The 24,457-nt window shown below is 52.7% G+C and carries 19 protein-coding genes and 2 CRISPR repeat arrays (1 of these 21 running past the window's edge); of the genes, 8 read left to right on the plus strand and 11 right to left on the minus strand.

Annotated elements, in window-relative coordinates:
- Positions 1–1,376: direct repeats of the CRISPR family, unit length 36 nt; unit sequence GTTTCCAATTTCTAGGGATCCCCCCGAAGGGGGAAC; it begins 11,949 nt to the left of the window's first position.
- Positions 1,377–1,627: 251 nt separating this feature from the next.
- From cas2 (ACVWXZ_RS10605) to csx2, 10 genes are all read right to left on the minus strand, one after another.
- A complete protein-coding gene (cas2, locus tag ACVWXZ_RS10605) occupies positions 1,628–1,906 on the minus strand; it encodes a CRISPR-associated endonuclease Cas2 (protein ID WP_011431332.1) in 279 nt (92 codons plus the stop codon).
- On the minus strand, positions 1,906–2,895 hold the full coding sequence (gene cas1 / locus ACVWXZ_RS10610) for a CRISPR-associated endonuclease Cas1 (protein ID WP_099812782.1): 990 nt from the start codon (positions 2,893–2,895) through the stop codon (positions 1,906–1,908). Before cas1 (ACVWXZ_RS10610) ends, cas2 (ACVWXZ_RS10605) begins: the two co-directional genes overlap by 1 nt.
- Entirely contained in the window at positions 2,895–3,194 is a 300-nt protein-coding gene (gene csx18 / locus ACVWXZ_RS10615) for a CRISPR-associated protein Csx18 (RefSeq protein ID WP_099812781.1), read from the minus strand. Before csx18 ends, cas1 (ACVWXZ_RS10610) begins: the two co-directional genes overlap by 1 nt.
- Before the next feature lie 32 nt (positions 3,195–3,226).
- Positions 3,227–5,197, minus strand: coding sequence for an RAMP superfamily CRISPR-associated protein (locus ACVWXZ_RS10620; RefSeq protein WP_457403838.1), 1,971 nt, complete (start codon positions 5,195–5,197; stop codon positions 3,227–3,229).
- A gap of 29 nt (positions 5,198–5,226) precedes the next feature.
- Positions 5,227–5,868: a Uma2 family endonuclease gene (locus ACVWXZ_RS10625; protein ID WP_457403836.1), complete on the minus strand. Its 642-nt coding sequence runs from the start codon at positions 5,866–5,868 to the stop codon at positions 5,227–5,229.
- A complete protein-coding gene (locus ACVWXZ_RS10630; protein WP_414357349.1) occupies positions 5,868–6,260 on the minus strand; it encodes a hypothetical protein in 393 nt (130 codons plus the stop codon). The genes ACVWXZ_RS10625 and ACVWXZ_RS10630 overlap by 1 nt, the downstream gene beginning before the upstream one ends.
- A gap of 24 nt (positions 6,261–6,284) precedes the next feature.
- A complete protein-coding gene (gene cmr4 / locus ACVWXZ_RS10635) occupies positions 6,285–7,055 on the minus strand; it encodes a type III-B CRISPR module RAMP protein Cmr4 (RefSeq protein WP_457403835.1) in 771 nt (256 codons plus the stop codon).
- A 47-nt stretch (positions 7,056–7,102) separates the two neighbouring features.
- Positions 7,103–8,242 (minus strand): type III-B CRISPR module-associated protein Cmr3, encoded by a 1,140-nt coding sequence (locus ACVWXZ_RS10640; protein WP_457440201.1) that lies wholly within the window; start codon positions 8,240–8,242, stop codon positions 7,103–7,105.
- A complete protein-coding gene (gene cas10 / locus ACVWXZ_RS10645; protein ID WP_457403833.1) occupies positions 8,239–11,214 on the minus strand; it encodes a type III-B CRISPR-associated protein Cas10/Cmr2 in 2,976 nt (991 codons plus the stop codon). Before cas10 ends, ACVWXZ_RS10640 begins: the two co-directional genes overlap by 4 nt.
- A gap of 145 nt (positions 11,215–11,359) precedes the next feature.
- On the minus strand, positions 11,360–12,694 hold the full coding sequence (csx2, locus tag ACVWXZ_RS10650) for a TIGR02221 family CRISPR-associated protein (protein WP_457403832.1): 1,335 nt from the start codon (positions 12,692–12,694) through the stop codon (positions 11,360–11,362).
- A gap of 166 nt (positions 12,695–12,860) precedes the next feature.
- Here csx2 and ACVWXZ_RS10655 point away from each other — a divergent pair, with 166 nt between their 5' ends.
- Positions 12,861–13,610 (plus strand): Uma2 family endonuclease, encoded by a 750-nt coding sequence (locus tag ACVWXZ_RS10655; protein WP_414328896.1) that lies wholly within the window; start codon positions 12,861–12,863, stop codon positions 13,608–13,610.
- Between the two features lie 132 nt (positions 13,611–13,742).
- Here the strand turns inward: ACVWXZ_RS10655 and ACVWXZ_RS10660 are convergent, their stop codons facing one another.
- Positions 13,743–14,303 (minus strand): formylmethanofuran dehydrogenase subunit E family protein, encoded by a 561-nt coding sequence (locus tag ACVWXZ_RS10660; RefSeq protein ID WP_457403830.1) that lies wholly within the window; start codon positions 14,301–14,303, stop codon positions 13,743–13,745.
- A 378-nt stretch (positions 14,304–14,681) separates the two neighbouring features.
- Here ACVWXZ_RS10660 and cas6 point away from each other — a divergent pair, with 378 nt between their 5' ends.
- The 7 genes from cas6 (at position 14,682) to cas2 (ACVWXZ_RS10695) (ending at position 23,047) form a co-directional block, all read left to right on the plus strand.
- Positions 14,682–15,311: a type I-MYXAN CRISPR-associated protein Cas6/Cmx6 gene (cas6, locus tag ACVWXZ_RS10665; RefSeq protein WP_457403854.1), complete on the plus strand. Its 630-nt coding sequence runs from the start codon at positions 14,682–14,684 to the stop codon at positions 15,309–15,311.
- Positions 15,312–15,324: 13 nt separating this feature from the next.
- The gene (gene cas3, locus ACVWXZ_RS10670; protein WP_457482504.1) at positions 15,325–17,736 is read left to right on the plus strand and encodes a CRISPR-associated helicase Cas3'; all 2,412 of its coding nucleotides are present in this window, start codon (positions 15,325–15,327) and stop codon (positions 17,734–17,736) included.
- Positions 17,733–19,292, plus strand: coding sequence for a type I-MYXAN CRISPR-associated Cas8a1/Cmx1 (cas8a1, locus tag ACVWXZ_RS10675; RefSeq protein WP_457403828.1), 1,560 nt, complete (start codon positions 17,733–17,735; stop codon positions 19,290–19,292). Before cas3 ends, cas8a1 begins: the two co-directional genes overlap by 4 nt.
- 91 nt (positions 19,293–19,383) lie before the next feature.
- Positions 19,384–20,304, plus strand: coding sequence for a type I-B CRISPR-associated protein Cas7/Cst2/DevR (gene cas7i, locus ACVWXZ_RS10680; protein ID WP_457403827.1), 921 nt, complete (start codon positions 19,384–19,386; stop codon positions 20,302–20,304).
- Positions 20,301–20,900, plus strand: coding sequence for a type I-MYXAN CRISPR-associated protein Cas5/Cmx5/DevS (cas5, locus tag ACVWXZ_RS10685; RefSeq protein WP_457385032.1), 600 nt, complete (start codon positions 20,301–20,303; stop codon positions 20,898–20,900). Before cas7i ends, cas5 begins: the two co-directional genes overlap by 4 nt.
- A gap of 188 nt (positions 20,901–21,088) precedes the next feature.
- Entirely contained in the window at positions 21,089–22,750 is a 1,662-nt protein-coding gene (cas1, locus tag ACVWXZ_RS10690) for a type I-MYXAN CRISPR-associated endonuclease Cas1 (RefSeq protein WP_457403826.1), read from the plus strand.
- A 3-nt stretch (positions 22,751–22,753) separates the two neighbouring features.
- On the plus strand, positions 22,754–23,047 hold the full coding sequence (cas2, locus tag ACVWXZ_RS10695; protein WP_457403825.1) for a CRISPR-associated endonuclease Cas2: 294 nt from the start codon (positions 22,754–22,756) through the stop codon (positions 23,045–23,047).
- 254 nt (positions 23,048–23,301) lie between these two features.
- Positions 23,302–24,341: a CRISPR direct-repeat array (repeat unit 36 nt; unit sequence ATGATTTTCCTCTGATTGCCGTAAGGCGTTGAGCAC).
- Positions 24,342–24,457: the final 116 nt, after the last annotated feature.

Genomic DNA, 24,457 nt, shown 5'->3' on the forward strand with positions numbered 1-24,457 from the left:
CTGTACATAGGTGTTTCCAATTTCTAGGGATCCCCCCGAAGGGGGAACGTGAGTTTGAAGCGGTAATCTGGAAGTAATCTTTCGCGTTTCCAATTTCTAGGGATCCCCCCGAAGGGGGAACTTTGTCTGAATCCAATGTATATAGCCGTCCTCATCAAGTTTCCAATTTCTAGGGATCCCCCCGAAGGGGGAACGACAGAATAATGTCATATACACGTCTGCTGAGCAAATTGTTTCCAATTTCTAGGGATCCCCCCGAAGGGGGAACTCAAGAGGGCAGCAGCACGATTCGGGATAGGGTTGGAGTTTCCAATTTCTAGGGATCCCCCCGAAGGGGGAACATCCACAGGGGATCGCCTGCACCACAGAGATCTCTCGTTTCCAATTTCTAGGGATCCCCCCGAAGGGGGAACTTTGGGAGGTTAGCTATGTACGTAGGTATGGAGTATAAAGTTTCCAATTTCTAGGGATCCCCCCGAAGGGGGAACTCGATGGCGACTACTTGAACGTTGCATCCCAACTGCTTGTTTCCAATTTCTAGGGATCCCCCCGAAGGGGGAACAAGGTATCCGCAGCATCATCAAGCTGCGGATACAACGGTTTCCAATTTCTAGGGATCCCCCCGAAGGGGGAACCGTAAAACTGCCTCGGGGTTGCAGCCGTGCTGCAGAGTGTTTCCAATTTCTAGGGATCCCCCCGAAGGGGGAACTGGTAAAGGAGGTAAACATGGTTGAGAAGCCCATCACAAAAGTTTCCAATTTCTAGGGATCCCCCCGAAGGGGGAACCCTCCTAAAGGCAGGGAATCACTAAACCTGCCTAAAAATAGTTTCCAATTTCTAGGGATCCCCCCGAAGGGGGAACAGGCAGCCTTTTATGAGGAGTTAGATGTTACAGTCCGAGGTTTCCAATTTCTAGGGATCCCCCCGAAGGGGGAACATCAGATGAGTGAAATCCAGTAAGTTCAGTTTTAGCAAGTTTCCAATTTCTAGGGATCCCCCCGAAGGGGGAACTTGAAACATTCCACACCAAATTCCTCATTATTGAGGGTTTCCAATTTCTAGGGATCCCCCCGAAGGGGGAACGTTCTTTATTCCCACACAAGGGAGGTTAATTATGCGTTGTTTCCAATTTCTAGGGATCCCCCCGAAGGGGGAACAGTAGTCTACAAGTAGTCTAGTTTAGTCCTCTTCTAGTTTCCAATTTCTAGGGATCCCCCCGAAGGGGGAACTTGCGGGAGGCTAACGAGGTTCTGTATGCCTTAGGCATGTTTCCAATTTCTAGGGATCCCCCCGAAGGGGGAACTTGTCGGCAATGGTCTTACGGGTCCGCCGTAAGAAGCGTTTCCAATTTCTAGGGATCCCCCCGAAGGGGGAACTCTACCCCTATTAAACCCAAGCAGGGCAAGGAATGCAAGACCCATTTGCGAGGGGGTCGGTCGAAGAGGGCAAAAAAGAGCTTGGGAGAGGGGGGTGAGAGGCCTGAAAGCCTTGTGGCGCAAGGCATCGAGCGGGTCAACGAAAGAATCGGCCTTTGCGGGTTTTGGCGAGGCGCTCGCAAAAGCGTTGATACCGTTTTTGTGTGCTTTTGAGAACATCAAGTACTGAAGTGGGTGGAGAGTTGCTTGAGCTAGACAACGATCGAGTGGGGGGGTGCAGTTAAGGGGGGCCCACCCCAGATTTCCACTTGGTCAAGGGCGTGGCTGGTGAGGGGATAGAAGCGGACGCTGTCCTCATCGGGCTTGACCCTTTTCCGGAGCCGTAGCTTGAGCTCCTCGAACTTGTCCTTGTCGAGGACACACTCGAACACGCTGTATTGCACGCGCTTGCCGTAGCCTTCTAGCAGGTCGGCAATTTTCTTGCGGCGCTTATCACAAGGGGTGTCGTAGGTAACGACATAAAGAAACATCAGCGAATCCGGTAAGGCTGATACAGGTCTTGAGGATTATAGACAGAATGCTTAAATTTCTTAACCTGCTGCGTCAGCAAATCCCAGCGGGGTTGATCCCCATCGGGGGTTTGGATGGATCCCTCCATTCTCTGGAGAAAAGCTTTGAGATACTTCTTTCTGCCAGCATCGCTGAGAAAACAGCCCCCATCTCGATACTCGAAGTCTTCTTGGATATCCATAACACCGCTGTTGACCAGCCACAGTACCAGTGAGTCCACAATAGGCGCTCGGAACTCTTCCAGCAAATCGGAAACCAAAGCAGCATGGCGTTCACTGCTAGCGTGCAAGCAACCCTGATAGGGATCCAAATCTTGCAGCTCAATCAGGGTTAATAGATGGTTCCAGAGCACCATGTAGCCAAAGCTGAGCATGGCATTCACTGGATTGGTGGGCGGCTGTCGGGTGCGCTTGATCAAAACAAATCCTTTTTGTTGTAAGCAATTGCCCAATTCGGGAAAATACAAAGCTGCGCCGATCCCTTCAATGCCTCGCAATTGATCCAGCGAAGTAGCCTGCAGAGCTTGAGCGGCCAAGTGTTCCAGGCTGCGCAGGGTTAGATCCCTGGTTTCGCTGGGGCGCTGCCTAAGTTGTCGCATCAACAGCACGCGGCCATTGAGGAGCTTAGCTCGCACTATTTGGGCTGCTGTTTGCAGTCTCCATGCTTCAGGGAGCGCCTGTTGCCAATGGGCCAGGCGGCGGTAGCCCCTTTCAATGGGAATGAGGCGACCGTAGCAATAGCCGAGCCGGGAGAGGTAGGCAATGGGGATATTGCGCTTCAAGCACTCCCTCACAACATCGGTAGTCACCTGAGAGCGGCCAAAGATTAAAATTTGCTCCAGCAAGGGCAGAGGCATCTCTTGCAAGAGCGACTCGCCCAAATGAACCAGCACAAACTCTTGCCTGAGGCTTAGCCTGCACCCTTGCTGGGAAACATACAAGGTTCGCATTATTGATCATCTCGACGCAGACTCTCTGAGCCTCGCCTTGGCTCTATGGAAGTGCTGGTCTTGGATTGGCGCTCTTCTGGCAAAACCTCCACGTCAATTTCAGGGCTTGACAAAAGATCCATGACCATCTCTGTTAAGCTTCCAGAAAAGAAGCTGGCAATGGCAACCAAAATAGTGTTGGTAATCACGGCTGCCAGGCCCAAGGGAGCAATGAGCAAAATGGCCAGTGTAATCGAGCCATTGATTACGGCTGTAACAAGGTTTCTGAGAACTTTGGCATTGATCTTCTTTTTGGGCATTTTGTTACTCCAAAAATTCTTCGAGATTTCTTCTATCTCAAGGGCCAGATTACTTGAAAATCATCAGCATCTTTCTTGAGCTCCTCAAGATACTTTTTCCTAGGATCTGCCGTTGCCCCAAAAACGGTAACCACTTGGTAATCACCCAAATCGGCAATCCAAACCGGAGAGGGCAGAGCACCTCCCTGTACACCCCCGCACAAGAATTTGTCGTACCGGCCTTCATCTTGTCGGCCTAAGCGATGCAAAGTTGCCAGGGCATAGGGTTTGTTGAAATCTTCCTCGCCGCTGCAGACTACGATCCTGCAGTTGGCATCCACCGCTTGCGGCCATTTATCCCTCTGAACCTGGCCAGCACTTCTTGGGCTATCGGGGTTAATGGCCTGCTTGGTTAGAGTCTTGAGAGCGTCAAAGAAGTTGCCCAGGCGCTTTTGGAAAAGCTTCTGAAACCCGGCCACCGACTCCGCCAGCTTCCAAAAGGCATCCTCCGACCTGGGAATTAGGGTAGAGCCGCGCCACCAGGGAGCCCGCTCCCGGTTCTGGCGGGAGTAGCAGGGTCTTCTAGCTCCTTGACCCACACCTCCCAGATGGAACATCATCCAGGTGAGGTTAGTAAAGAGCTTTTCCACCGCCTCTTGATCTTCCTGGGAAGCATAGTTTTGACACTCGCCAGAAAGACTTAAGATGAGGATCCCTTCTTGTCGGCCTGCGGGTCTATTTCTTCCTTCCCGATTGGGCTCTGGCTCCGGCTGAGAGACTTTGCCATTTAGGAGATCTACATGGATCCAGCCGTGTTTTTGCTTAGGGGTAATGGCGCCAAAAAGTTGCCCTTCCCACTCCTGCACCTGATCGACCGGCAAAACTCCCAGGGCAAAGGTGCGGAACCAATAGCGCAGCATATTCTTAAAGGCTACGGGCCGCACTTCGGCGATGGATCGGTTGTCGTAGCGATTCTTATCGGGCCTCCAGTTGACTACCTGCCGCCCGTGAATGAGTTGGCCTTTTAGCTCAAAGGGCAGGCGCAAGAATTCTCCTTGGCTCTTGTCCAGTGATTTCCCTAAGGGGATCAGCCGACCGTAGCCGGTATTCACCTGGGATCCCACCCCTTGCTCCAGCCCTTGGATCAGCCACTCTTTGACTTGATCCAGCATCTCATCGGTGCAGCCGGGGCCTTTGCGCAGGCCAATTAAAAAAGTGGCTTGCTTGAGAGAAAAGAACAAGTTAGGGTTAGGCGAGTAGTCAAGATTTTTTCCATTCCATTTCCAGATACTATTGGCAATATCTACAGCTAGACCCCCCGTTTTAGAATTATCGGGATCCTCTCGCCGTTGGGGCCGATTGGGTACCGGGTAGGCATCCAAAAAGATAACCTTGCCGGCCCTGTCTTTTTCGTCAGCTTGTAGGTGCCCAAACCAAGGAGCTACGGCTTTGTCTGCTTGCTCCCAAGATAAATTGCGCTCCTGCATCAGCTCTCGAATGGCCTGGGAGCGGGCCACGCCGCACAGGGTGGAGCTGGGAATGTAAGGGATCCCTAAGGGATCGAAAGCGGGGAGCAACATGCTCTCTGGACCCTTGGCCCCACCGACTCGAATTCGCCAGGGACAAGTAACCTGAAAGGTGTCGCTGGCAATGCGTTGGGTGCGCTCATTCAAAACTTTCAGGCGGGCTCCAAGGTTGATCGTTGTTTCCACTTGGTGCGCCAGCTCCGCTTTGGTGCCGTCTTTAGAAGCATCAAGCGGCGCTCGCATCCAGCGCAGATATTCAATAAAGCCAGCGGTGGGATCCGGCCTGGGCGTGGGATCCAAGGAGTGACCCAGCCAAGGCGAGGGCGGAGGATTGTTGCCTCCTCCACCGCGCGGCTGGTTTCCCCCTCCATTGCCTCCTCTAGGAGAATTAGGGCCCCGATTTTCCTGAGGCGGCCGGCGGCTGGGATCCCCTGGCCTGGGGGGACGAGGAAGCGGCTGAGGAGCGTTGCCAGGACGAGTAGGGCGATTGCCAGTCATGGGATCTTCTCCAAAAGTGGGAAACAGCGTTAGGAATTGCCAAGGGTTTGCCGAAATTTGCGCAACATAGCGCTGGTGCCAATTTCTAGGGCGCGTCGAATGAGTTGAGGTACAAGATTGGGGATGTCGAAGTCTGGAAAAAGCCAGCTGCAGCTTGATTCTACGTAGTCTTCTCCCTGCAGAATAAAGATCCGCAAACTTCGCTCACCCAAGATCCAAACTTCCGGCACGCCGATGGCTCTATAGGCCTCGATAAAAGTTCGGGAAGTAACGTCGGACTCAATGGCCAGATCAGGCGGGGGCAATAGATCAACATCAATTCTTCCCTCACACCCTCGCATCTGCTCCAGGTTATTGACATAGAAGCAGGTGTCAGGCTCTACCCCAGCACTGCCAGACTTTTTAAGGGTTGTTGAGCCAAAGTCTTCCCAGTCTCTCCCTTGAGAATCAAGGAGAGCTTTCACAATATCTCCGGCAATGCGGTGAGGGCGCTCATGTTTGGACAAGGGAGACATGATCTCTAACGTGCCGTTGTAATAGGCAATGCGAGTGTGGCGGTCTTCCCCTAACTCTTCCAAGATGCTCTCAAAGTCTTGCCAAGTCAGCGAATGGATGACCACTTGGCTTCCTTCACACAGGGAAATAGACTGGATTGGAACAGCTACACTCATTAGTCCCCCCCGCTAACGTCATGGTAAATGGCTGTAGCCCAGAAGCTGAATTCTTGCGCCAAGGCAAGTCCCAGTCCTGTTAAGCCCAGGTACTCTTCAACTCCCAACCCCATGAGACGATCCAGGCCGTTGGATTTGGCAATTTCGTTTTGACCGGAGATCTTTTCTAGGCAATCGAAAAACTCCTTGACCACCTCTTTTTTGCCCTCTTGGCTAAGGGCGTCTTCTTCGGCCTTGAGGCGCAGCAGGCCCCAAGTAGAAAGATAGGTGTAGAGCTCCACAGCCTGGTTTTTTTGCTCTTTTAGCCTTTCTGGATCCCTGGTTTGCGCTCTGAGCTGGCACAGGGATTCGTAAACGGGCTTGGCCAATGTACGCGGGTCAAAGCTATTCATAAAACCTCCCTCCTAGGTTGAGATCTAGTTCAAAGACAGCTCCACAAAGCCTCGGCCCAAGCTTTCCTGGCCGCCAATCTGCATAATCTGGTTGGATTGCAGCAGATCTCGAAACTCTTTCATTGCCTCCTCAGAACTGCCACTTGCTTGGGCGGTAACCCCCCAGGTAAAGTACATCAAGCTGTCAGGAGGAATGGCCTCTTCATAGCGGAAGCCTCCTTCCACAACCTTGTGCTCGCTAAGCTTGACTTTCACCTGCCGCCACAGGCTCATTTGAATGAGGGTGGCACAGTGCTGATCTGGTAAAACAATCACGCGACTGATATTAGGATCTTTGGTGTAGCTCTTCCATTCCGACCATTGTCGAAGACCCTCTTTGAGAATGGCATCTTTGAGGTAGATAGGCTGGTTTGTTTCCAAGTTGGTGCTATAGGGATCCGGCACTGACAGATCCTGGCCTGTTAGCCGCAGCCAGCGCTTAAGCAGAAGCGGGCAGCTTATCCACACCACTCCATGGCTAAGGGAGGGCACGGGGATCCACAGCAAAGAGCCATCCCCAATCCAAATGGATCCCTGGGTCAGCTGATCCCCTTCCCCAATTTCGTTGCCAAAGAGCTCAAATTTTTTGTCTTTATCGGCCACGCTGGCCCGCAACCTGCCCCGGATGGTGCTGGAAGGGATGTAGGGCAAATGGGTGTGGGATTCGCGGGCAATGCCCAAGAGGTTGCCTTCTTGGGTGGTGCCGCCGGTGTGCAGGGGAGTCAATAGATGGAGGTAGGCAATCTGAAAAGTCATGGATGGGCTCCTTTTGCGAGTAAGTATTCAAGGACTGAAAGCAAAACTCAGTTGGCCCAAGGCAGCCATAGGAGCTCGCTATAGCCCAACAGCCGCCAGCGGTGGAACACGTTGAGCCGGCCATCTTCTAGCTCGGGCTCTTCTTGGTTGAGGGGGGCCGGCTGCTCCAGGTAGTAGATACTGCCAGGGGGCGCGGCAAAAACTTGGGGGGCGGGCAGGCTCATCTGCCGCTGCTCTGGGGGGCGATCCACCCGCAGGCGGCCGTTGATGGGAACGGGCTTGCCGGTGGCCACGCTCACCAGGGGGCCGGTGAGGGAGTGAGCAGGATGGGGAGTGGCCAATCGCCATTCCCACGGCCAGGCGCGGCAGAGGGAACGCCCGTCCACCTTTTTGATGAACACACCTGGGGTCACCAAGTAGGCCAAAGCGCGTCGGGCTTGGCAAAAGGCGGCCTGAGAAAGGTCCTGCAACTGCTGCCACTGCTCCTGCAGCTTCGGACAGGGGGCCAGCAAAGCGCAGTGGCCTTCTCCCCCCAGCCGCAGCACTGCTTCCTGAGTAAGGGGTAGGGGATCCCAGGCTTCGCGATCTGGATCCCAGCCCTCGATGGAAAGGGCCAAACTCCAGCCCGGCTGAAGGCGGATGCAGGTCTCCACAAAGTAGCCATCGGCTTCTCGCACTTGCCGCTTGCTCACCTGCAGGGTGTTGTGGGGTCGCACTTCATACTTCAGCGGTGGCTTAACGGCCTGGCTGAGATCCCAGCCTTTGCCTTCCAGCGCCTTTTGCACCGCCTCGAAGGGCAGATAGCCTCCTGTTTTCTTCTTCTTGCTGCTCTGGCTGCCTTCGGGTTCCTCCTCTGCTGGCCTCAGGGACACCAACGGGGCTGGCCGGGTGGGATCCCAGTGGCAATGGAAGTAGGGATCCGTCTTGTCCAACCAAGGAACGGGAACAAGGGGGAATCCGTCTTCCAGATGCAGAGGGGCGGGGAAATAGAGCCTTTCGTCGTGGCAGAGAAAGGGGCCCCGCAGCCGCAGCGTCATCGGCTGGCCCAGGTAGGCTTGAACAGCCCCGGCCAAGGTGTGGCCACTGGGGGGAAAGCTGCTGTTGGCCCAGGCCCGCTCTCCCGGGGCAAAGGGCTTGGCATCCCGAAACATCCACACATCCAAGGGTGATAGGGTAAACCAACTCATCGGCTGTTCCTCCCCAATTTCACGGTGCGGTTGCGCAGCACAAAAGCTGCCAACTTGAACCAGTTTTTGATCTCCAGATCCCACTCCTGGGGCTGGGCGGGCAGGCTGTGCTGCCAAAAATGCTGGATAAACTCCACAAGCTTGTTCTGGAAGTGCTCTTTCTGCTCCGATTCCTGTTTGAAGAGATCCCGGCGGCTGCAAAAGAGCGTGGCCCAGGCTGGCACCGCCTCTGGGCTGGGGGCAGGATGTTGCTCCCACAGTTGGGCTGCCTGCTCAAACAAGGAGCTTTGATCCTGCTGCTGGCCCATGAGCTTCCAGTCAAAATCAAGGAGGTCTTTCCACTTGTCGAACGTGTCGAACTTGCTGGTGCTCACCAGTTGGTTGCCATTGGCAAACAGCACCCGCACCTGCACGCTGTCTTTGGGGCAGCCATGGGCATAGAGGTGGCCCTTGGCTTCTTCTTCCGCCTGCCAAAGGTTTTCCAGAGCAATGGCCAGAGGCACCGAGTGATGGGCAATCACCACGCCGAAGCTGATGGTGGCTGCGGATCCCAGGGTAAAGAGGGGGCGCCGGCTCAAACCTTCGGGAGGCCGCCCTTTTTTCCACTGCCAGTAGTCCCCCAGGTTCTCAAACTCCCGCCAGTCATCCTCTCCCCCCCGGAAACACTGGCGAATATCCCACAGCCAGCCATCCCACTCCCAGAGGTTGGTGTAGGCCAAAACGTCGTCCCCACCGGCGTAGATGAGCTTGCCTGCATAGCGTTGCTCTGTTAGGTAGGGCACCAACTGGCCGGAAAAATCCAGCAGGGCGCGGCTTAGGGCGCTGTGGGTGGCAGGCCCCATGCGCTTGCGGCTGTTTTTGACAAACTTCTGAAAAGCGTCTTTGACTTGCTCCAGCTCCTCCTTGTCCTTGCCAAAGACCTCGCCAATGGCTTCCGTTTGCCCGTTGGCCAGCCGCTGTAGGGGTTGAGGCAGATAGTCGTAGTAGGATTTCATCTTCTCGCCCCTGAGCCATTTGCCCATGTCGTCACCATCCCCAGCAGCCAGCACGTACCAACTGGCGGGGTTAACGCTGGGGTAGTAGCGGCCTAGAAGAGTCTCGATGTCCTGCCGGTAGCTTCTTTGCGTTTCCTCGTCCAGCTCCAGGTCTTCCACCAGCCAACCAGCATTGAGCAGACGGGGATGGTAGCGCAGGTTCTGCCGGTCGGCCCACGGGATCCCCCATTTGCCCCGCATTTCCCGCAGCACCCCTCTGACCTCCGGGTAGCGGGCCTCCACTGCCTGACAGGCCTGCTCGAAGTGCTCTCGTTCCCGTCGCCCTTGGGTTTTGAGGTAGCCGGCTACGCCAGCGGTGAGATCCGGGTAGGAAGCGGCAATCTGGTCTTCATCCAGCTCGCGGAAGAGCTCCGGCAGCACTTTGTACAAGCCCCGCTTGAGGGTTTCGGTGGCATTGAGCTGTTCCCGGCCATCGAAGAGCCCGGCCTGCCGCTGCCAAAGCCGCCGACTCTCCCCTTCTGTTATCCACCCCTGCCGCGGTGAGGGATGCACCACCGGCCCCAAGCCCGAAACGGTGCTGCGCGGCCCAAACGCAACGGGGAGCTGCCAATCGCGGGCCTGCTTACAAGCGGCTTGTAGCCGCCGACTTTGCTCCACTGCGGCTGCCCACCAGGATCCCACGTTGAGTCCGGCCTTGTATTGGCGGCGCTGTTGTCTTTGGGGATCCCAAAAGCTAGCCCGCAGAAACTCCAGCTCCTCATCAGCAAAGAGCTTTTGCTTAGCCCCCAGGTGATAGGTGCGGTTTTGGGCACTGACCCAGGGATCCGCATCAATGGAAACCTGAGGGGGCTTGAGGATGCCGGTATCCTTGAGGGCATGAGCCGGGGATCCCAGGGGCACGGCTGCCCAGTAGTGCTGCCACTGGTGCTCCAGCCATCCCTGCCAGGTGGGGTCCTCTGGGTGCAACTGCCTCAGCCAGCGGCGATCCCCCTGCAGGTAATCCAGCACCTTCTGGGCCAACTGCTTCCATTCTTCCTTGAGGGTCTGCTGGGCAAACTGCATGGCCGCTTGCACCCGGTCTTCCGGCAACAGCAGCAGGAGCACGTTGGGAAAACCGGCGGTGAGCAGGGCGTTGGCAGAAGGTTGAGGGATCCATTCTTCAAATTCGGGGTACTTCTCCCGCAGCCAGTGGTCGATTAACGGCTGGCCGTAGAGGCTGGGGTAGAGCAGACAGTCGGGGCCGTATTTCTCGGCAAGCCGCCAACTCATGCGGGCAGAAAGGTAGTGCAGCAGCCAGGATCCGGCCCAAAAGTCCCGCATCTTGCGGCTGGCTTTGATCAACTCTTGGATGGGGTTGAAGGTAAAGCTCACCAAAAAGGGTCGCGTGGGCTCCTCGTAGCCGGCCAAGCATCCGGCCAAGGCTGCGGTGACGCTGGCGTGGCTCCACAGGGATCCGTCTGGCAGCCGGGTTTCTGCCGGCAATAGCAGCAAGCTCTCATCCCCAAACTCCTGACAAATGGCCTGGGGAAAGCACCGCCAAAACCACCAAAACACTTTTTGGGGATCCTCCTCTTGCCAAACCCAATCGGGGATGGCGCTCTCCTCCCGTTCCATCAGGTAGTCTGCACGGGAGCGGGCATCCTTGAGGGCTTGGTGTTGGTCATCGGCCAATTGCCAAAAGCGCTTGCGCCCGGAGAGCAAGTGGCTCATTTCTAGTCCAAGACCCAAGTTGCGATCCTCAACTTGATAGTTGATGGCTATGGGCAAATGGCCAATGGCCGCGCGGTCGCTGGCCGAGGCGATGAGATCGGCATCGCCTATGGGAGAGGATCCCTCGGCTTTGGGAGAAGACCATCCCTGCATCGCCGCCAGTCTGGTCCACGGCCCTTCCTTGGAGCGGCCAGTCCTGTCGTGTAGGGCTTTGAGGGCGGGATCATGTAACAGACCCCAGAGCTTAGCTTGCCAGTAGTAAGACATGGTGTTTTCGCTGGAGAAACAGAACAGTTAGGAACTCCTCGAACATCGATCTGATCCCGGCCAGCCCTCAGTTTTCTTCAGTATTTCTCAATAGCCGTTGTTTGACCAAAAACCCAGAACCTGAGGGCGAACCGATGTCTTTAGCCTACGGAGAAGTGGAAAGATCCCCTTCCAACTTCCCTTCTGCCCAGGTCAATTTGGGAAACAGCTCTTCCAGGCCAGGCAGCAGGTCTTGCAAAACAAAGCTTTCTAGAGCTTCGCTGTTCAAAGGGTCTAGATTCATCTGCACATGGGCAACATCGTTGCGGTACTGGCTGAGGCGAGACCAGAGATCGGCAAGCTGCTTGGCGTCGGGCACATGGGTGGTAATAGGAGGAAGCGCCTGGGGCTGGTCTTCCCGTGGGATGAGGGATCGGCCCGATTCGCCAGTCGCAGGGGGATCTCCAAGGGGCTGGTCTTTCCGCGGAATGAGGGATCCCAGTTGGTGTTCGATCTCCTGCCGCGCTTCCCGCTGGCGGTAGTTGGGCAGCCCCTCACACAAGCAGAGGGCCGAGATCACCCACTCCCGAGCTAAGAGAATTGCCTGCGTGGTGAAGCGTTTCTCCACATACCAGCGCAGCAGTTGAAATTGCTTTTGAACTTGAGCCTTGGCATCCGTAGCTCTGTCTGCTGGCAAAGCCAGTTGGCTGTAGCTATCCTGAATGCTTCGCAGCAGCAGACCAAAAGGCTTGGCAAATTGGCCCACCTCTTCTGCCAACTCCTGGGTGGAGTGCCTTTGCAACCTAAGCAAGTCATCCTCCAAAAGGCTGACCGGTCTTACCAGCTCCAGGGAACGAGAGATATTGCGGATGGCTTGGCCAAAGTTCTGCAGCCGGATGGGCTTGGGATCCCTTTTGCCGAGCTTTGGTTGGCGGTAAAAGTCCCGTTGAACTGTATCCAAAAGTTGGCCCAACTCCAAGGCCGAGCCGGTGCTGATGAATTTGTCGGTAGCTGTCAGCCAATCCAAAAGACGAAGGGCGGGGGTGAGATCGATAATGGGGGTTTCCGCTTGGCCAGAGCGGTACAGACCATAGTAGAGACCCTGAATCTCTACATTTTTGGCCTTGCGCAAAAGGGCAGCTCCCAAGAGCACCAGTAGGGGGATGGAGCGAAAGGCGTGGGTGATATCGAAAACCAGCCGCGTATGGGGCTTGATGCTATCGACCAGCACATCGAAGATCTCCCAGGTCTCTGCCTCGGTTTTCCCTTCAGGAATGGCCTTGGCAATTTTCTCCACGTGGGGGGGTAGGCAGTCCTGTAGATGCTTCCAATGGGTGTCATGTGCTTCTTGGGTTAGCAGCACAATCACCCTCTCGATGTCAAAGAGCTGACAGAGGGCTTTGGCAACATAACGGGTTCTATCGGCTTTCCGCTCCCCAAAAACATACACCGTCTCGCTGTAGGGGCTGGTGCCTAGAGTGGTCAAAAGGGTATTAGCCATAGGGATCCTCTCGATGACGGCTTTCAAGCATTGAAGCACGGGCATCTTCAAGCTACTGCAGCTTGGAAGCCCCCCCTTCTCAAGTTGCCTGGAGAGGGTTCTGGGTTGAATGTTGCTCTATCCTCTCCCGAAAAGTGGCATCCTCTGCTCAGCCGGTGCCAGAAAGATGGGGATCTCTACCCCCAAAATTGAGTGGAGCCATCTTGCCGCTGGATTTGGATCCCTGCTCGACAACTGTTTCAAAACGGTGAAGGTGGGGGATGTCAGAGCTAGCCTAGACAGAGATTCGGCCATCCTAAACAACGGGGATCCTGTGATGCTATCGACTCCAGAGTTGTCCATTTCAGGTCAAAAGCTAACTCCCGAACAGTTTCTGGCCTTGCCGGAGGGGGATATTGTCTATGAGCTAGTCGATGGGCGGGCCGTCTCCAAAAACGAACCCATGTCGCCAAAGCGCTTCCATGCTCGTCTCCAACCGGTGTTGTGGCAAATTTTGGAGGACTGGTGCTCTAGCCCTGAGTGTCCTAAGCCTGGGTCAGCACATACTGAGTGGGCAGTTGTTTTAACACGAAAGGCAGAGCCCTGGATCCCAGTTCCTGATGTTACTTACATCTCTAACGAGCGGTTGCCGGTTGAGGCCATGACCGATGAACCTTGTTTTGCCATTCCCGAGTTGGTGATCGAGATCCTTTCTCCTGGCCAGAGTTTTGGAGCCATAGCCCAGAAGGCAACCGATTATCTAGAAGCTGGGATCCCCAGGGTTTGGGTTGTGGATCCCCAAGCCAAGAGCATCACGGTCTTCTATCCCGATGCCCCGCCGCGCACCTTTACGGGATCCCAAGCCATTCAAGATGATTTCCTGCCGGGTCTAAAGGTGATCCCTCAAGATGTATTCGCTCAAGCCCGGATCCCTTAGGGGGTACCTAGCGAGCCCACGATAATCAGAGTTAGTTCCAGAAAGAGAGCATCCGGCAGAGGTGGCCACCCGCTCGGGTCTGGAGCTGATTGGCTCAGGAATGCCGAAGGGATCCGGCAGCGATATTCCCTGCTATGGGCTAATGGCGAGACGGAAAAGCTTCTCATCGGCTAGTTGAAGAACTTCCTGCCCTGCAGTCGCCAGTTGTTCCGGGGGCAAGTTCCGGTATTTGTCAATAAACTCGGGCAAAACTTGAAACTCCACCCGCTTGCCGGTCTCTCGGTGGATGACCACGCTGCGCATTTTTTCAAGAGATTCGACCTCCACCAGCTTCAAGTTCAACTTGCCCAAACTGGCCCCTGTTGCAGCATGCAAGCCATCCACAATGCACACGAACGGGATCTCTGCCGGCGACTCGTGAATGACCTCCACCAGAAAACGGTTCCTAGAAGTGTGGGGAGTTGGACTCATCAAGCCCAGCTCCTGCAGAGCGCGCATCCCCATGCGATAGCCGACCACGGCCCAAGGCCCAGCTCCGCCATGAATTTCCGTTACTCGCTGAATGGCCGCCGCCGTCGAGTCCGTTGCAGAACTGGTGACCGGATGAGCTGTCGCCGGCGCTCCCAGAGTTAGCTGAAGTGCAATCAGCAAAAGAGAAAGCTGCTGTGGCTTGGCAATGGATGACAGGTTCATAGGCAGCGAGAGAGCTGATAAAGAGGAGATGGGTCAAGCCATCCTAAGCTCTACCCTTCGAGGTTGCCTATGCGGGGGTAGGGGATCCAGCCCTCTTCTGGGAACTCTTCCGAAAATCACCTCCTGGCTGAAGAGGGCTAAGACCAATGGTATTGTCAGAGGTAAGCCCCTGGGCGTTGAGCACTTTCACGTGGCTGCTGTGGTCGAAAGTGCCTTGCTGCTGGCAGCAGGCCTTAGCACCCCTGACTGCCCTTTCCACTGATCGCCCTGGGGCGCCGCGCGCTGCTTGACAGAAGCGGGCTGTGTTCACTAGCATTTCTTACATATGTTTCAGGTGGCAGCTGTGTGATGAGCCACTCAATGACTGCTGAAGCTTCAATGGCAAACCCAACACATGTCCCTTACGAAGCTCCCGTAGTGGACCTATGCCTGCCCGTGCGAGGAACTACCCTCCCAGCAGATCACGGGTACGCTCTACTCGCGGCGCTATGCCACCAAGTACCAACACTGCACCGAAACCCTCACATCGGGATTTTGACAACAGCGGGAATTGGAGACAGACGAGGCAAAATCTTACTGACTCCGCACTCCCACATTAGAATTCGGCTGCCCATGGAAGCAGTGCCGGAGGTGTACAAGCTAGCCGGCAAGCAATTGAAGATTGGATCTCACGAAGTACAGCTAGGAATCCCCAGGATTTTTACTCTCAAACCAAGCACTTCCCTAAAAGCCCGAATTGTTACAATCAAGGGCTACACCGAGCCAGATCCATTTGTGCAAGCTGCCCAAGACCAGTTAGAGAAGCTTAATATCTCAGGCCGGGTATCAGTACTGCAAGATAAAACTGGGAAACCCTTGCGCAAGACCTTGAGAATTAAAGGGCATACGATTGTAGGTTTCTCAACCTTAGTAGAGAACCTACAGGAAGAAGACTCAATTCGCCTCCAGCAGGTAGGGCTAGGTGGCCGGCGGCGCATGGGTTGTGGATTCTTTTTGCCGTGCAGGTGAGGATGACTCTACAATGTTTAAGTTTTTGCTAGCAAAATCGCTGGGAAAATGGGATCCCAGCTACCAATCTAAAGAAGAGTATGCTCAGGCAAGGGGCGCTGCTAAACTTGCAGGCCATGTTGCGGCTGTCTTGTCAGCGGCTGAAGTCTTCTCAGATCGTCTAGGACAGACTATTTGCAAGCAGTTAGGGTTAAGTGACTCAAATCGTTTGGGAGCTGTTGTCAAATTAGGAGCTTATCTGCACGACTGGGGTAAAGCCAATCAACATTTCCAGGAGATGGTTTATCTCAAGTCATCGATCCTAGACACTAACTCGAAAGCAGAGCTTGAAAAGAGTTGGGGAAGTCATAACAGAAGGCAACTTATCCGACACGAGTTTTTAAGTGGCATACTTGCTTTACAGGTCAGTGCATTTCGAGAGTGGCTACAGAAAGCATTTACTGAAGAGGAGCTCCTCTTAGCTGCCTGGACAGCAATTGGACATCACCTCAAAGCGGGAGTGAATTCTCAGGGCAAAGAATCTCACAAAATTACGGAGTTGTCTGATGGCTCAGGATCTGAGATTTACGTTTATACTGGCCATCCAGACTTTCAATCTGTGTTGAGGCTCGGATCGCAGAGACTAGGGCTACCATCAGAGATTCCAAGTGTACCCTCAGCAAGTTGGGAAAGAGACCAACTGGAACAGCACTTGCGTGCATTGGTAGATCAGTTTCGAGACTTTGCTCAAAATTTTAGCTTTGAGAGACAGATATTAATAGCGGCTGCTAAGGCAACAGTAATTGCTGCAGATTTAGCAGGATCGGTCTTGCCAGTGGAGGGAGAAAACTTGCAAAGCTGGGTTTCTAATACCTTGAGTTTAGCTCTCCAAGAAAGTGAATTAGAGCAACTGATTACCCAGAAACTAGGAAAAAACTCCCTGCGTCCCTTCCAAGAGCAAATGGCTGCTGCCACTCATCGAGTAACACTGGTCAAGGCAGGCTGTGGTACAGGCAAGACCTTGGGAGCCTACGCTTGGGCGAAAAAGTGGGCATCGGGAAGGCGACTGTTTTTTGGCTATCCGACCACCGGAACGGCTACTCAGGGCTACTTGGACTACGCCGAGGGATCCCCAATAGAAAAGGCACTGATGCACTCACGAGCAGATTTGGATCGAGAACTTTTATTGACCGGCGAAGGCGAAGAGGATGAGGGTGCTTCGTTTCGTTTGGCAGCGTTGCAAGTATGGAGAAAGAAACTGGTTATCTGCACTGTAGACTCTATTTTAGGGTTAATCCAGAACAATAGAAGACCACTATTTTCTTGGCCAGTTCTAGTTCAATCTGCCTTCGTTTTTGACGAGGTACATGCCTATGACAATCAGTTGTTTGGCTCTTTGCTGAGATTTTTACAGGCTTTTCGAGGCGCACCTATCCTACTGATGAGCGCCAGCTTCACCCCAGGGCGACTTGAGGCGATTAAACGGGTGATGAGTGAGTTGGGTGAACCTATTGGGGATCCCATTGAAGGGCCTCAAGAGCTAGAAGAGCTGAAGCGCTATCAAATACGAGAAATTCAACCAAAGGAGGATCCCATCAATTCCGAATCCATTTGGTCGGAAGTTACTAAAGCAGTTCAAGAGAACCAAAAGGTATTGTGGGTAACCAATTCAGTTGCCAGTTGCATTAACATTTATCGAGAGGCTCAGAAGAAGCTAAAAGACATTGAAGCCAAAGTTTTAATTTATCACAGTCGATTTCGTTATAAAGATAGACTTAGAAAGCATGAGCAGATTATTAACGCTTTTGGTCAACCAGGGCCTGTTCTCGCTGTTACTACACAGGTTTGTGAAATGTCCTTAGATTTAAGTGCAGACTTGCTTATCTCTGCTATGGCTCCAGCGACATCTTTAATTCAGCGACTAGGTCGCCTCAATCGAAGAATGAAAAGCGAGCAGGAGGGATCCCGTGTAGCTCTTTTCTACGAATGGAACGAACACCTCCCCTATGGCGCAGCAGAATTAGAAACTGGCCGGCAGCTGCTTGAACAGCTTAGAGAACTTGAGTATATTTCCCAGCGAGACCTGGCTGATATCATCTCTCAGCTCAGCCGGGAAGAGCCTGCCAGGGTGAAGTCAGCATGGCTTGATCAAAACTGGTGCACTTATCCAAGTTCCCTGCGAGAGGCCGGCTACACGATAACAGTGCTTCTGGCAGAAGATCAAGACGCTATTTGGAAGGCTGCTGAAGTCAGACAGAAGAAAGCTCTAGATAAGGGCCAAAAGCTATCGAGAATGCAAGCTTTTCTACAAGAAGCTCAAGCCTGGTCAATTCCAATTCGGATCCCAGATAAAAAGACGGAGTGGTGGAACTGGAGGCGACGCGGATTCTACTTCGTCACAGAGCCTGGATATATCAACTACAGCGAGGAATTTGGTACGCCATGACCGAATTAAAGTTGCATCTGGGACACCCCGGATTAACCCTGCTACATCGAGCGGGCTTAGCCGGACTATGGATGACCCTCAAGCAGCTAGAGCAGGAAATTCCACCAGAAAAGCGCCCAGGGTCACTAAGTTGGGAGTTGACGCCACGACAAGTTCAACTGTTCTGGGAAGGGAATGACTTTGAAGTGATTGATTGGTTGCTCAAAGAGTCCTTCCAGCTTGACAATGGGTTAATCGCACTGCGAGGGATCGACAGTAAGTCGATGCGAAAAGACTCCCAGGTAGTCATCCATCAAGGAATCCTGGGAACATTTCTACAACATGCCAAAACCCGTAAAGTTATTGGCGAGCAAACTCAATCTTTAGAGATTGATGAGGATCATCCGCCTGTCATTATCAAGTATAAAGCTTTAGAAAGCTACGTCCATCAGGAATTTGCCAAAAATCTATGTGATAAAAACGGTAATTGGCTTAAGCAGCCAATTAGCATTGCTGGCTGGCTTAATCCTGGTGCAGTTGTTCGCCACAATGCATTTCCCTCGGATACAAGCTTTGAAGAATCTCCAGAGATGGCCTTTATACTTCTCTACGCTCCTGTTTCTTGCTGCTACTACATACTTCGCTCGCGGCTGCGAGATCAGAAAGCTCAATATGCCCTGGTAGTTCCCGAGATTACCGATATGGAGGTCTATGCAAGCTACCGGCAAGATCCCCAGCTTCGTTATGCAGCCTACCAGGATTTTCATGCTTCGAGTTTGGGAGATGCTGGGCTTAGGTTTTTGACGTACCAAGGGATTGCAGAATCTGCTAGGGAATTTAAGGTAAAACGATGTCAGGTTCTAACTCTAGGTGTTGTTCCGTGGTCGAGCCAACAAAAATCTCGCACAGATCTACTTACTGTAGAAGCAGAATATCGCGTCTGTAAAAACTACCAGATCTGCAAAGCAGTGTTACCAGATCGAGTTGTCGTCAAGGCAAAAGCAGAGGAAGGCAGTTTCATTGCAACAAGTTTTACTCGTGAGATGATTGCTGAAAATCTGGCAAGGGGTTACTCTTGGTATGCCGGATTTGCAGAGCAGGTTAATAGCAACGAGCAGTTTAAGCAGCTATGTTACGAGCGCGGAGGTCTAAACGAAATGGTCATGAAAACAGAAATGGATGACAGAGAGCGCTGGTTTGTTCAGGCTTGTCATGAAGCCATTCGCTTTACCTATGGTCGGTTATCTCAGAAAACCCAGGATAGGGGAGAGTTTACTAACTTCGACAGAGAAAATATACGTATTCGCACTGGTCTGACTCGATGCAAAAACGCGGAAAGCTTCCGCGAGTTTATTACTAGCTTTTGGGCGCGGGCTGGAAGAATACCGACACTGCAAGAGCATTGGGATGACTTGATGGGTTTAGTTATGGATCCCAAGGAATGGAAAAAAGCGCGAGACTTAGCTCTTCTAGCGTTGGCCAGCTACAAAGGCAAGGAGCGACAGGAAGAACTTCAGGATGAGCTTGACGAGGATGATGTTGACTTGATTGTACTTGCCGAGCTAGAGGAGGACTGAAAGTGTAAAGCAAGAGCCAGAAAGTCAAGTAAAAAGTTGATGCAGCAACGACTTAACAGTTCAGTTTGAAGAATTAGCTTGGAGGAAGATTATGACTTTGCACCTGTTTGGCAACATCTTGACCAGCTACGGCACCGCTGCCAACAACCGCGGTGAGAATGAAGGCAACATCACTACCCTGCAAAAGATCCTCTGGAAAAATGAGGTGCACACTACCGTCTCTGCTGAAGCAATCCGTTGGGCCCTGCGTTACTATTGGCAGGTCTCAGGGAATGGCTGCGAAGTTAACCGACGTTGGAATGATCAAACCAACGACAACGAGTGGCAAGCGCCTAACTTTGATCCCGAGCGGTATATCGATGATGATGTCCTAGGCTTTATGCGTGCGGAAGGGGCTAAAGTAGATGCCTCAGACGAAAACTCATCCAGGAAGAAGGGAGAGAAGTTACCAAAGGGCACTACCACTGCTCGGCGAGGTGTTTTGGAAGTAACTCGGGCAGTTTCTACTCGACCCTACAGCGGAGATGTAACCTTCAACGCGAAAAGTGGCCAGAAGGGATCCACTTCTCTCTACGGAACGGAGGTTCATGCTACTCGCTATCAGTACGGCTTTGCAATGACTCCTGCTCGGCTCCACCGGCAAGACCGAGTAATCGAAGTGTTAAACGGACTGGTTTCGTTGGGGGAAGTAGCTGGCAATCACTCTCGCTTTCTCTATGACTTTTCACCGGATAGCATAGTCCTGCGCTGGACACACGACTTTTCGCCACGCCTGCTCTACTGTTTTGAAGAAAACTCTGATGGAGAAATCAGCATGCCGGACTTAGTGCGTCGAGTGCAAGTGGGGGATATAGCTCCTCAAGAGCTATGGCTGGCAGGAGCTGCTGCCGAAACTGAGGACGGGGAGAAGCTAGCCCAGTTGGGTGCTCATGTAAGTCCAGGCATTAAGTCAACAGTTAATCAACTTATCAGCTTGATTAGGCAGCAAATTTCTTGTGAGGAGGCAGCATGATTCGGCTCCACGTTGAGGTGCCTATCGCCTGTTTTCGTCAATCTTGGGCCAGGGAGTTTGCCGAAACTTATCCGGTGCCGCCACCGGCTACTGTTTATGGAATGTTGCTTTCCCTGCTGGGAGAATGGGATCGGCATCGATATTGCGGATCCCAACTGGCAATTGCTCTCCTGAGCCAACCCCAGCTTTCTACAGTGATCCGTACCCTTCGTCGTTTTAAGACAAAAGATATTCAGCATCCAAACAATGCCCGTCCTGACTACCAACAATTGCTGACCGATGTGCAAATCGCAGTTTTGGTCAATGGATCCCTTGCTCATGACTTGGAAAGAGCCTTTGAAAATCCTGAATTAATTGACCGATCTGGGGGACTAAGCCTAGGAGAGAGTCGTGACTTAGTTAACTCGGTAAGACCAATTCAGAAAGTCCCTTCAGGGGGAAGATGGCTAATTCAAGATGAGGATGGGATCCTGACCTTGCCGTATTGGGTTGATCACGTGGGATCGCGGGATACTCGCTGGCGAAGATACTCACTCCGAACTCTTGAAGGTGATGATGTGCCGGAGTTAGCCTGGACGGAAATTTGCCCAAACTAAGCCGTGAGAATTCCAAGCTGTTGGTTCTAGACTTATCAACCTTAGGTCGAAGGCTTATTTCCGAACAGCCTATTAACCCTGCCAGGAGAAGATCTTGCGTGGAGCCTGAGTTTTGTCTCTGCTCAAAGAGAAAGCTGTTCTAAGATTGCTGAAGAACTCTATATTTTCATATTTCGGAGTATCAGATTATGCCGGCATCACTAATCGATTTCCCCGCACAGATAGATTCAGATTTGATTCGTGTTTCAGCACTGCACGCATTGGCCTACTGCCCACGACTATTTTATCTAGAGGAGGTCGAGGAGCTCTATACGGAAAACGCAGCTATTTTTGCCGGTCGGCGGTTACACACAGAGCTGGAAAAGCAAGAGGGAGAGGAGTGGGAGGATCTATTTCTAGAAAGCGAAGAACTGGGCTTGCGGGGAAGAGTGGATGCTTTGCGCACTCGCGATGGACAGATCATTCCCTACGAGCATAAAAGGGGTCGGTCAGCACGGGATCTGGACAACCAGCCTCAAGCCTGGGAGAGTGACCGGTTGCAGATTTTGGCCTACGCCTATCTCGTGGAAACAGCTTTGGGGATCCCAATTCCCGAAGGACGAATTCGGTACCACGCAGATAATGTGCTCGTACACGTACCCCTTGATGATGCTGGGCGCCAAGCTGTACGTCAGGCAATTGAACAAGCGAGGCTGCTGCGCCAATCTCCTCTGCGGCCCCCAATTACCGACAATGAGCGGCTGTGTGCGGGTTGCTCCTTAGCTCCCGTGTGTTTGCCCGAAGAAGCACGGCTAGCTCATGACAGAGAATGGCAACCTATTCGCCTGTTCCCGGAAGATGACGAACGGCAATGTGTCCACATTCTAGAGCCAGGGGCACGGGTAGGGCGCAGTGGATCCCGTCTCAAAGTTACCTACCGAAACCAAAGCGAAGAGTTTATCTCCGCTCAGCAAACTGGACAAATTGTGCTGCATGGTTTCTCTCAAATTTCAACTCAAGCCATTCATTTCTGCGCCGAACAATACATTGGAATTCACTTAATTTCGGGAGGTGGACGCTATGTCGGCAGCCTGGATCCCCGATATGGGAGCATCCAGCGCCGCATTCGACAGTATCAGGCCCTGAGCAATCCTGAAATGTGCCTGAGACTAGCCCGAAAGTTGGTGAGGTGTCGAGGCCAGAGCCAGCGCAAGTTCTTAATGCGCTTGGGATCCCAGCGTTCGCCGGAGGTAGAACAAGCTATCGAACAAATGAAGCGATTGCTCAAGCAAGTTGATCAGGCAGACTCTTTATCAAGTCTATTGGGACTGGAAGGAAACTTAGCAGCGCTCTACTTTTCTGCCTTGCCTCATCTGCTGTCTGATGCAGTACCTGAGGAAATGCGATTTTCAGGACGAAATCGAAGACCTCCCAAGGATCGCTTTAACGCCTTGCTTGGGTTCGGCTATGCCCTTTTGCTTAAAGATGTAATGAATGCTATTTTGACAGTTGGATTAGAGCCCGCCCTGGGTTTTTATCACCAGCCTCGCTCCCAAGCGCATCCTCTGGCTCTTGACTTGATGGAGATCTTCCGTGTTCCTCTTGTAGATATGCCAGTCGTAGCCTCAGTTAACCGACGGCAATGGGATCCAGACGCAGATTTTACAGTACGAGGCCAACAAGTTTGGCTCAGCGAAGAGGGACGTAAGAAGATGATTCGGATTTACGAAGAGCGCAAGCGAGAAAAGTGGAAGCACCCAGTTACTCATTACTCTCTTACCTACTGCCGTTTAATAGAGCTAGAGGTTCGTCTTTTGGAAAAAGAGTGGAACGGCGAAGCAGACTTGTTTGGAAACTTAGTTGTGAGATAGATTATGGCAGAGCATAAGGTTTGTTACTTGGTGTGCTACGATATTCGCTGCCAGAAGCGGTGGCGGAAAGCGTCCAAGTTATTGGAGGGATATGGAGAACGAATTCAGTACTCAATTTTTCGTGCCTGGCTAACATTGCGAGAACGAGAGAAACTGCGTTGGGAGCTAGAGAAAATTCTAAAACCAGAGGATGACCTCTTGCTTGTGGGGATCTGCAACCGCTGCTTGGAGCGGGTGCTCGCCTCGAACCGACCAGAAAGTTGGCCAGAACGACAGGATGGCTACAGGATCTGTTAAAAAGCAAGGATCTATCGTTGTGAAAGACGCTCTAGCCCCCAAAAGACCTGAAAGTCTTGTCGGAAGAGGGTTCCAGGGATTTTCGACCACCTGGAGTTGCTTGCAAAATCCCGGCTCCCTTACGAGAAAACCTTTTGCCGGGCCCAGTGCGTTAGGAGACCTGTCTTCTAGCTGGCAGTTGGTGTATAGAATAAGGGTACATGCTTGCAAAGGCTCCATCCGAGCCTTGCAGAGTAAGAATCCTGGGGTGCGCCATGATTTTCCTCTGATTGCCGTAAGGCGTTGAGCACCAAAGTTACTTGGGCCATCATAGATGCTGTGAACTACATGATTTTCCTCTGATTGCCGTAAGGCGTTGAGCACTAGACTATCAGGAAGCTCTTGACTGGATTAAGAAAATGATTTTCCTCTGATTGCCGTAAGGCGTTGAGCACGCGTGGTAGACGGAAGCGGCTTGGCCGAGGGATCATGATTTTCCTCTGATTGCCGTAAGGCGTTGAGCACTTATTTTAGGAAAGTTGTACGCCGACCTACTTACGGATGATTTTCCTCTGATTGCCGTAAGGCGTTGAGCACGGCAAGAGAGATTCTGGATTCGCTGGATGCCAGCAATGATTTTCCTCTGATTGCCGTAAGGCGTTGAGCACCTCACGCCGGCTTCACCGGCTTTGGCTTTGATTTGGTATGATTTTCCTCTGATTGCCGTAAGGCGTTGAGCACTTCTCCCTGTGTTGGATCCGGAGCTGAAGACTCTGATGATTTTCCTCTGATTGCCGTAAGGCGTTGAGCACTCTATATCCCCCTACCCCTATAGGGGGGTTAGAGAGATGATTTTCCTCTGATTGCCGTAAGGCGTTGAGCACAGGTTGCTCCAATGAGCAAAGAACGTCAAAACTTGTATGATTTTCCTCTGATTGCCGTAAGGCGTTGAGCACTACTAGACAGGGAGGGACAGAAGCTTTGGGACAGTTATGATTTTCCTCTGATTGCCGTAAGGCGTTGAGCACTCAGAATATCAATAGACGAGACCAGGGGATGGGTTATGATTTTCCTCTGATTGCCGTAAGGCGTTGAGCACCTGTGGGATCCTTGAGCTCTGCTCAGAGCAGCTGCATGATTTTCCTCTGATTGCCGTAAGGCGTTGAGCACGTATTGAACCGTCAACTTTGCCCTCCCCAGGATCGGCGATGATTTTCCTCTGATTGCCGTAAGGCGTTGAGCACAGAGTCTATTATCGAGTATCCAGAAGACTGGGTACATGATTTTCCTCTGATTGCCGTAAGGCGTTGAGCACGGGATCTATCGGGTAGCTGTACTAGGTCGTGTTGATCTTATGTTAGGATAGAGAGAATAATTTATAGAGGAAAGAGGATGAAGTTGGTTTTTTTAGATGAAAACAAATGGCAGAAG

It is taken from the genome of Thermostichus sp. MS-CIW-38, assembly GCF_054058415.1.

Bases quoted from the DNA above. Each gene is read 5' to 3' on its own strand.
- cas1 (WP_099812782.1), bottom strand. From the start codon at position 2,895: ATGCGAACCTTGTATGTTTCCCAGCAAGGGTGCAGGCTAAGCCTCAGG.
- ACVWXZ_RS10630 (WP_414357349.1), bottom strand. From the start codon at position 6,260: ATGAATAGCTTTGACCCGCGTACATTGGCCAAGCCCGTTTACGAATCC.
- cas5 (WP_457385032.1), top strand. From the start codon at position 20,301: ATGATTCGGCTCCACGTTGAGGTGCCTATCGCCTGTTTTCGTCAATCT.
- csx18 (WP_099812781.1), bottom strand. From the start codon at position 3,194: ATGCCCAAAAAGAAGATCAATGCCAAAGTTCTCAGAAACCTTGTTACA.
- ACVWXZ_RS10660 (WP_457403830.1), bottom strand. From the start codon at position 14,303: ATGAACCTGTCATCCATTGCCAAGCCACAGCAGCTTTCTCTTTTGCTG.
- cas2 (WP_011431332.1), bottom strand. From the start codon at position 1,906: ATGTTTCTTTATGTCGTTACCTACGACACCCCTTGTGATAAGCGCCGC.
- ACVWXZ_RS10655 (WP_414328896.1), top strand. From the start codon at position 12,861: ATGGGGATCTCTACCCCCAAAATTGAGTGGAGCCATCTTGCCGCTGGA.
- ACVWXZ_RS10640 (WP_457440201.1), bottom strand. From the start codon at position 8,242: ATGAGTTGGTTTACCCTATCACCCTTGGATGTGTGGATGTTTCGGGAT.
- cas3 (WP_457482504.1), top strand. From the start codon at position 15,325: ATGTTTAAGTTTTTGCTAGCAAAATCGCTGGGAAAATGGGATCCCAGC.
- ACVWXZ_RS10625 (WP_457403836.1), bottom strand. From the start codon at position 5,868: ATGAGTGTAGCTGTTCCAATCCAGTCTATTTCCCTGTGTGAAGGAAGC.
- ACVWXZ_RS10620 (WP_457403838.1), bottom strand. From the start codon at position 5,197: ATGACTGGCAATCGCCCTACTCGTCCTGGCAACGCTCCTCAGCCGCTT.
- cas10 (WP_457403833.1), bottom strand. From the start codon at position 11,214: ATGTCTTACTACTGGCAAGCTAAGCTCTGGGGTCTGTTACATGATCCC.
- cas2 (WP_457403825.1), top strand. From the start codon at position 22,754: ATGGCAGAGCATAAGGTTTGTTACTTGGTGTGCTACGATATTCGCTGC.
- cas1 (WP_457403826.1), top strand. From the start codon at position 21,089: ATGCCGGCATCACTAATCGATTTCCCCGCACAGATAGATTCAGATTTG.
- cas6 (WP_457403854.1), top strand. From the start codon at position 14,682: ATGGCAAACCCAACACATGTCCCTTACGAAGCTCCCGTAGTGGACCTA.
- cas7i (WP_457403827.1), top strand. From the start codon at position 19,384: ATGACTTTGCACCTGTTTGGCAACATCTTGACCAGCTACGGCACCGCT.
- cas8a1 (WP_457403828.1), top strand. From the start codon at position 17,733: ATGACCGAATTAAAGTTGCATCTGGGACACCCCGGATTAACCCTGCTA.
- cmr4 (WP_457403835.1), bottom strand. From the start codon at position 7,055: ATGACTTTTCAGATTGCCTACCTCCATCTATTGACTCCCCTGCACACC.
- csx2 (WP_457403832.1), bottom strand. From the start codon at position 12,694: ATGGCTAATACCCTTTTGACCACTCTAGGCACCAGCCCCTACAGCGAG.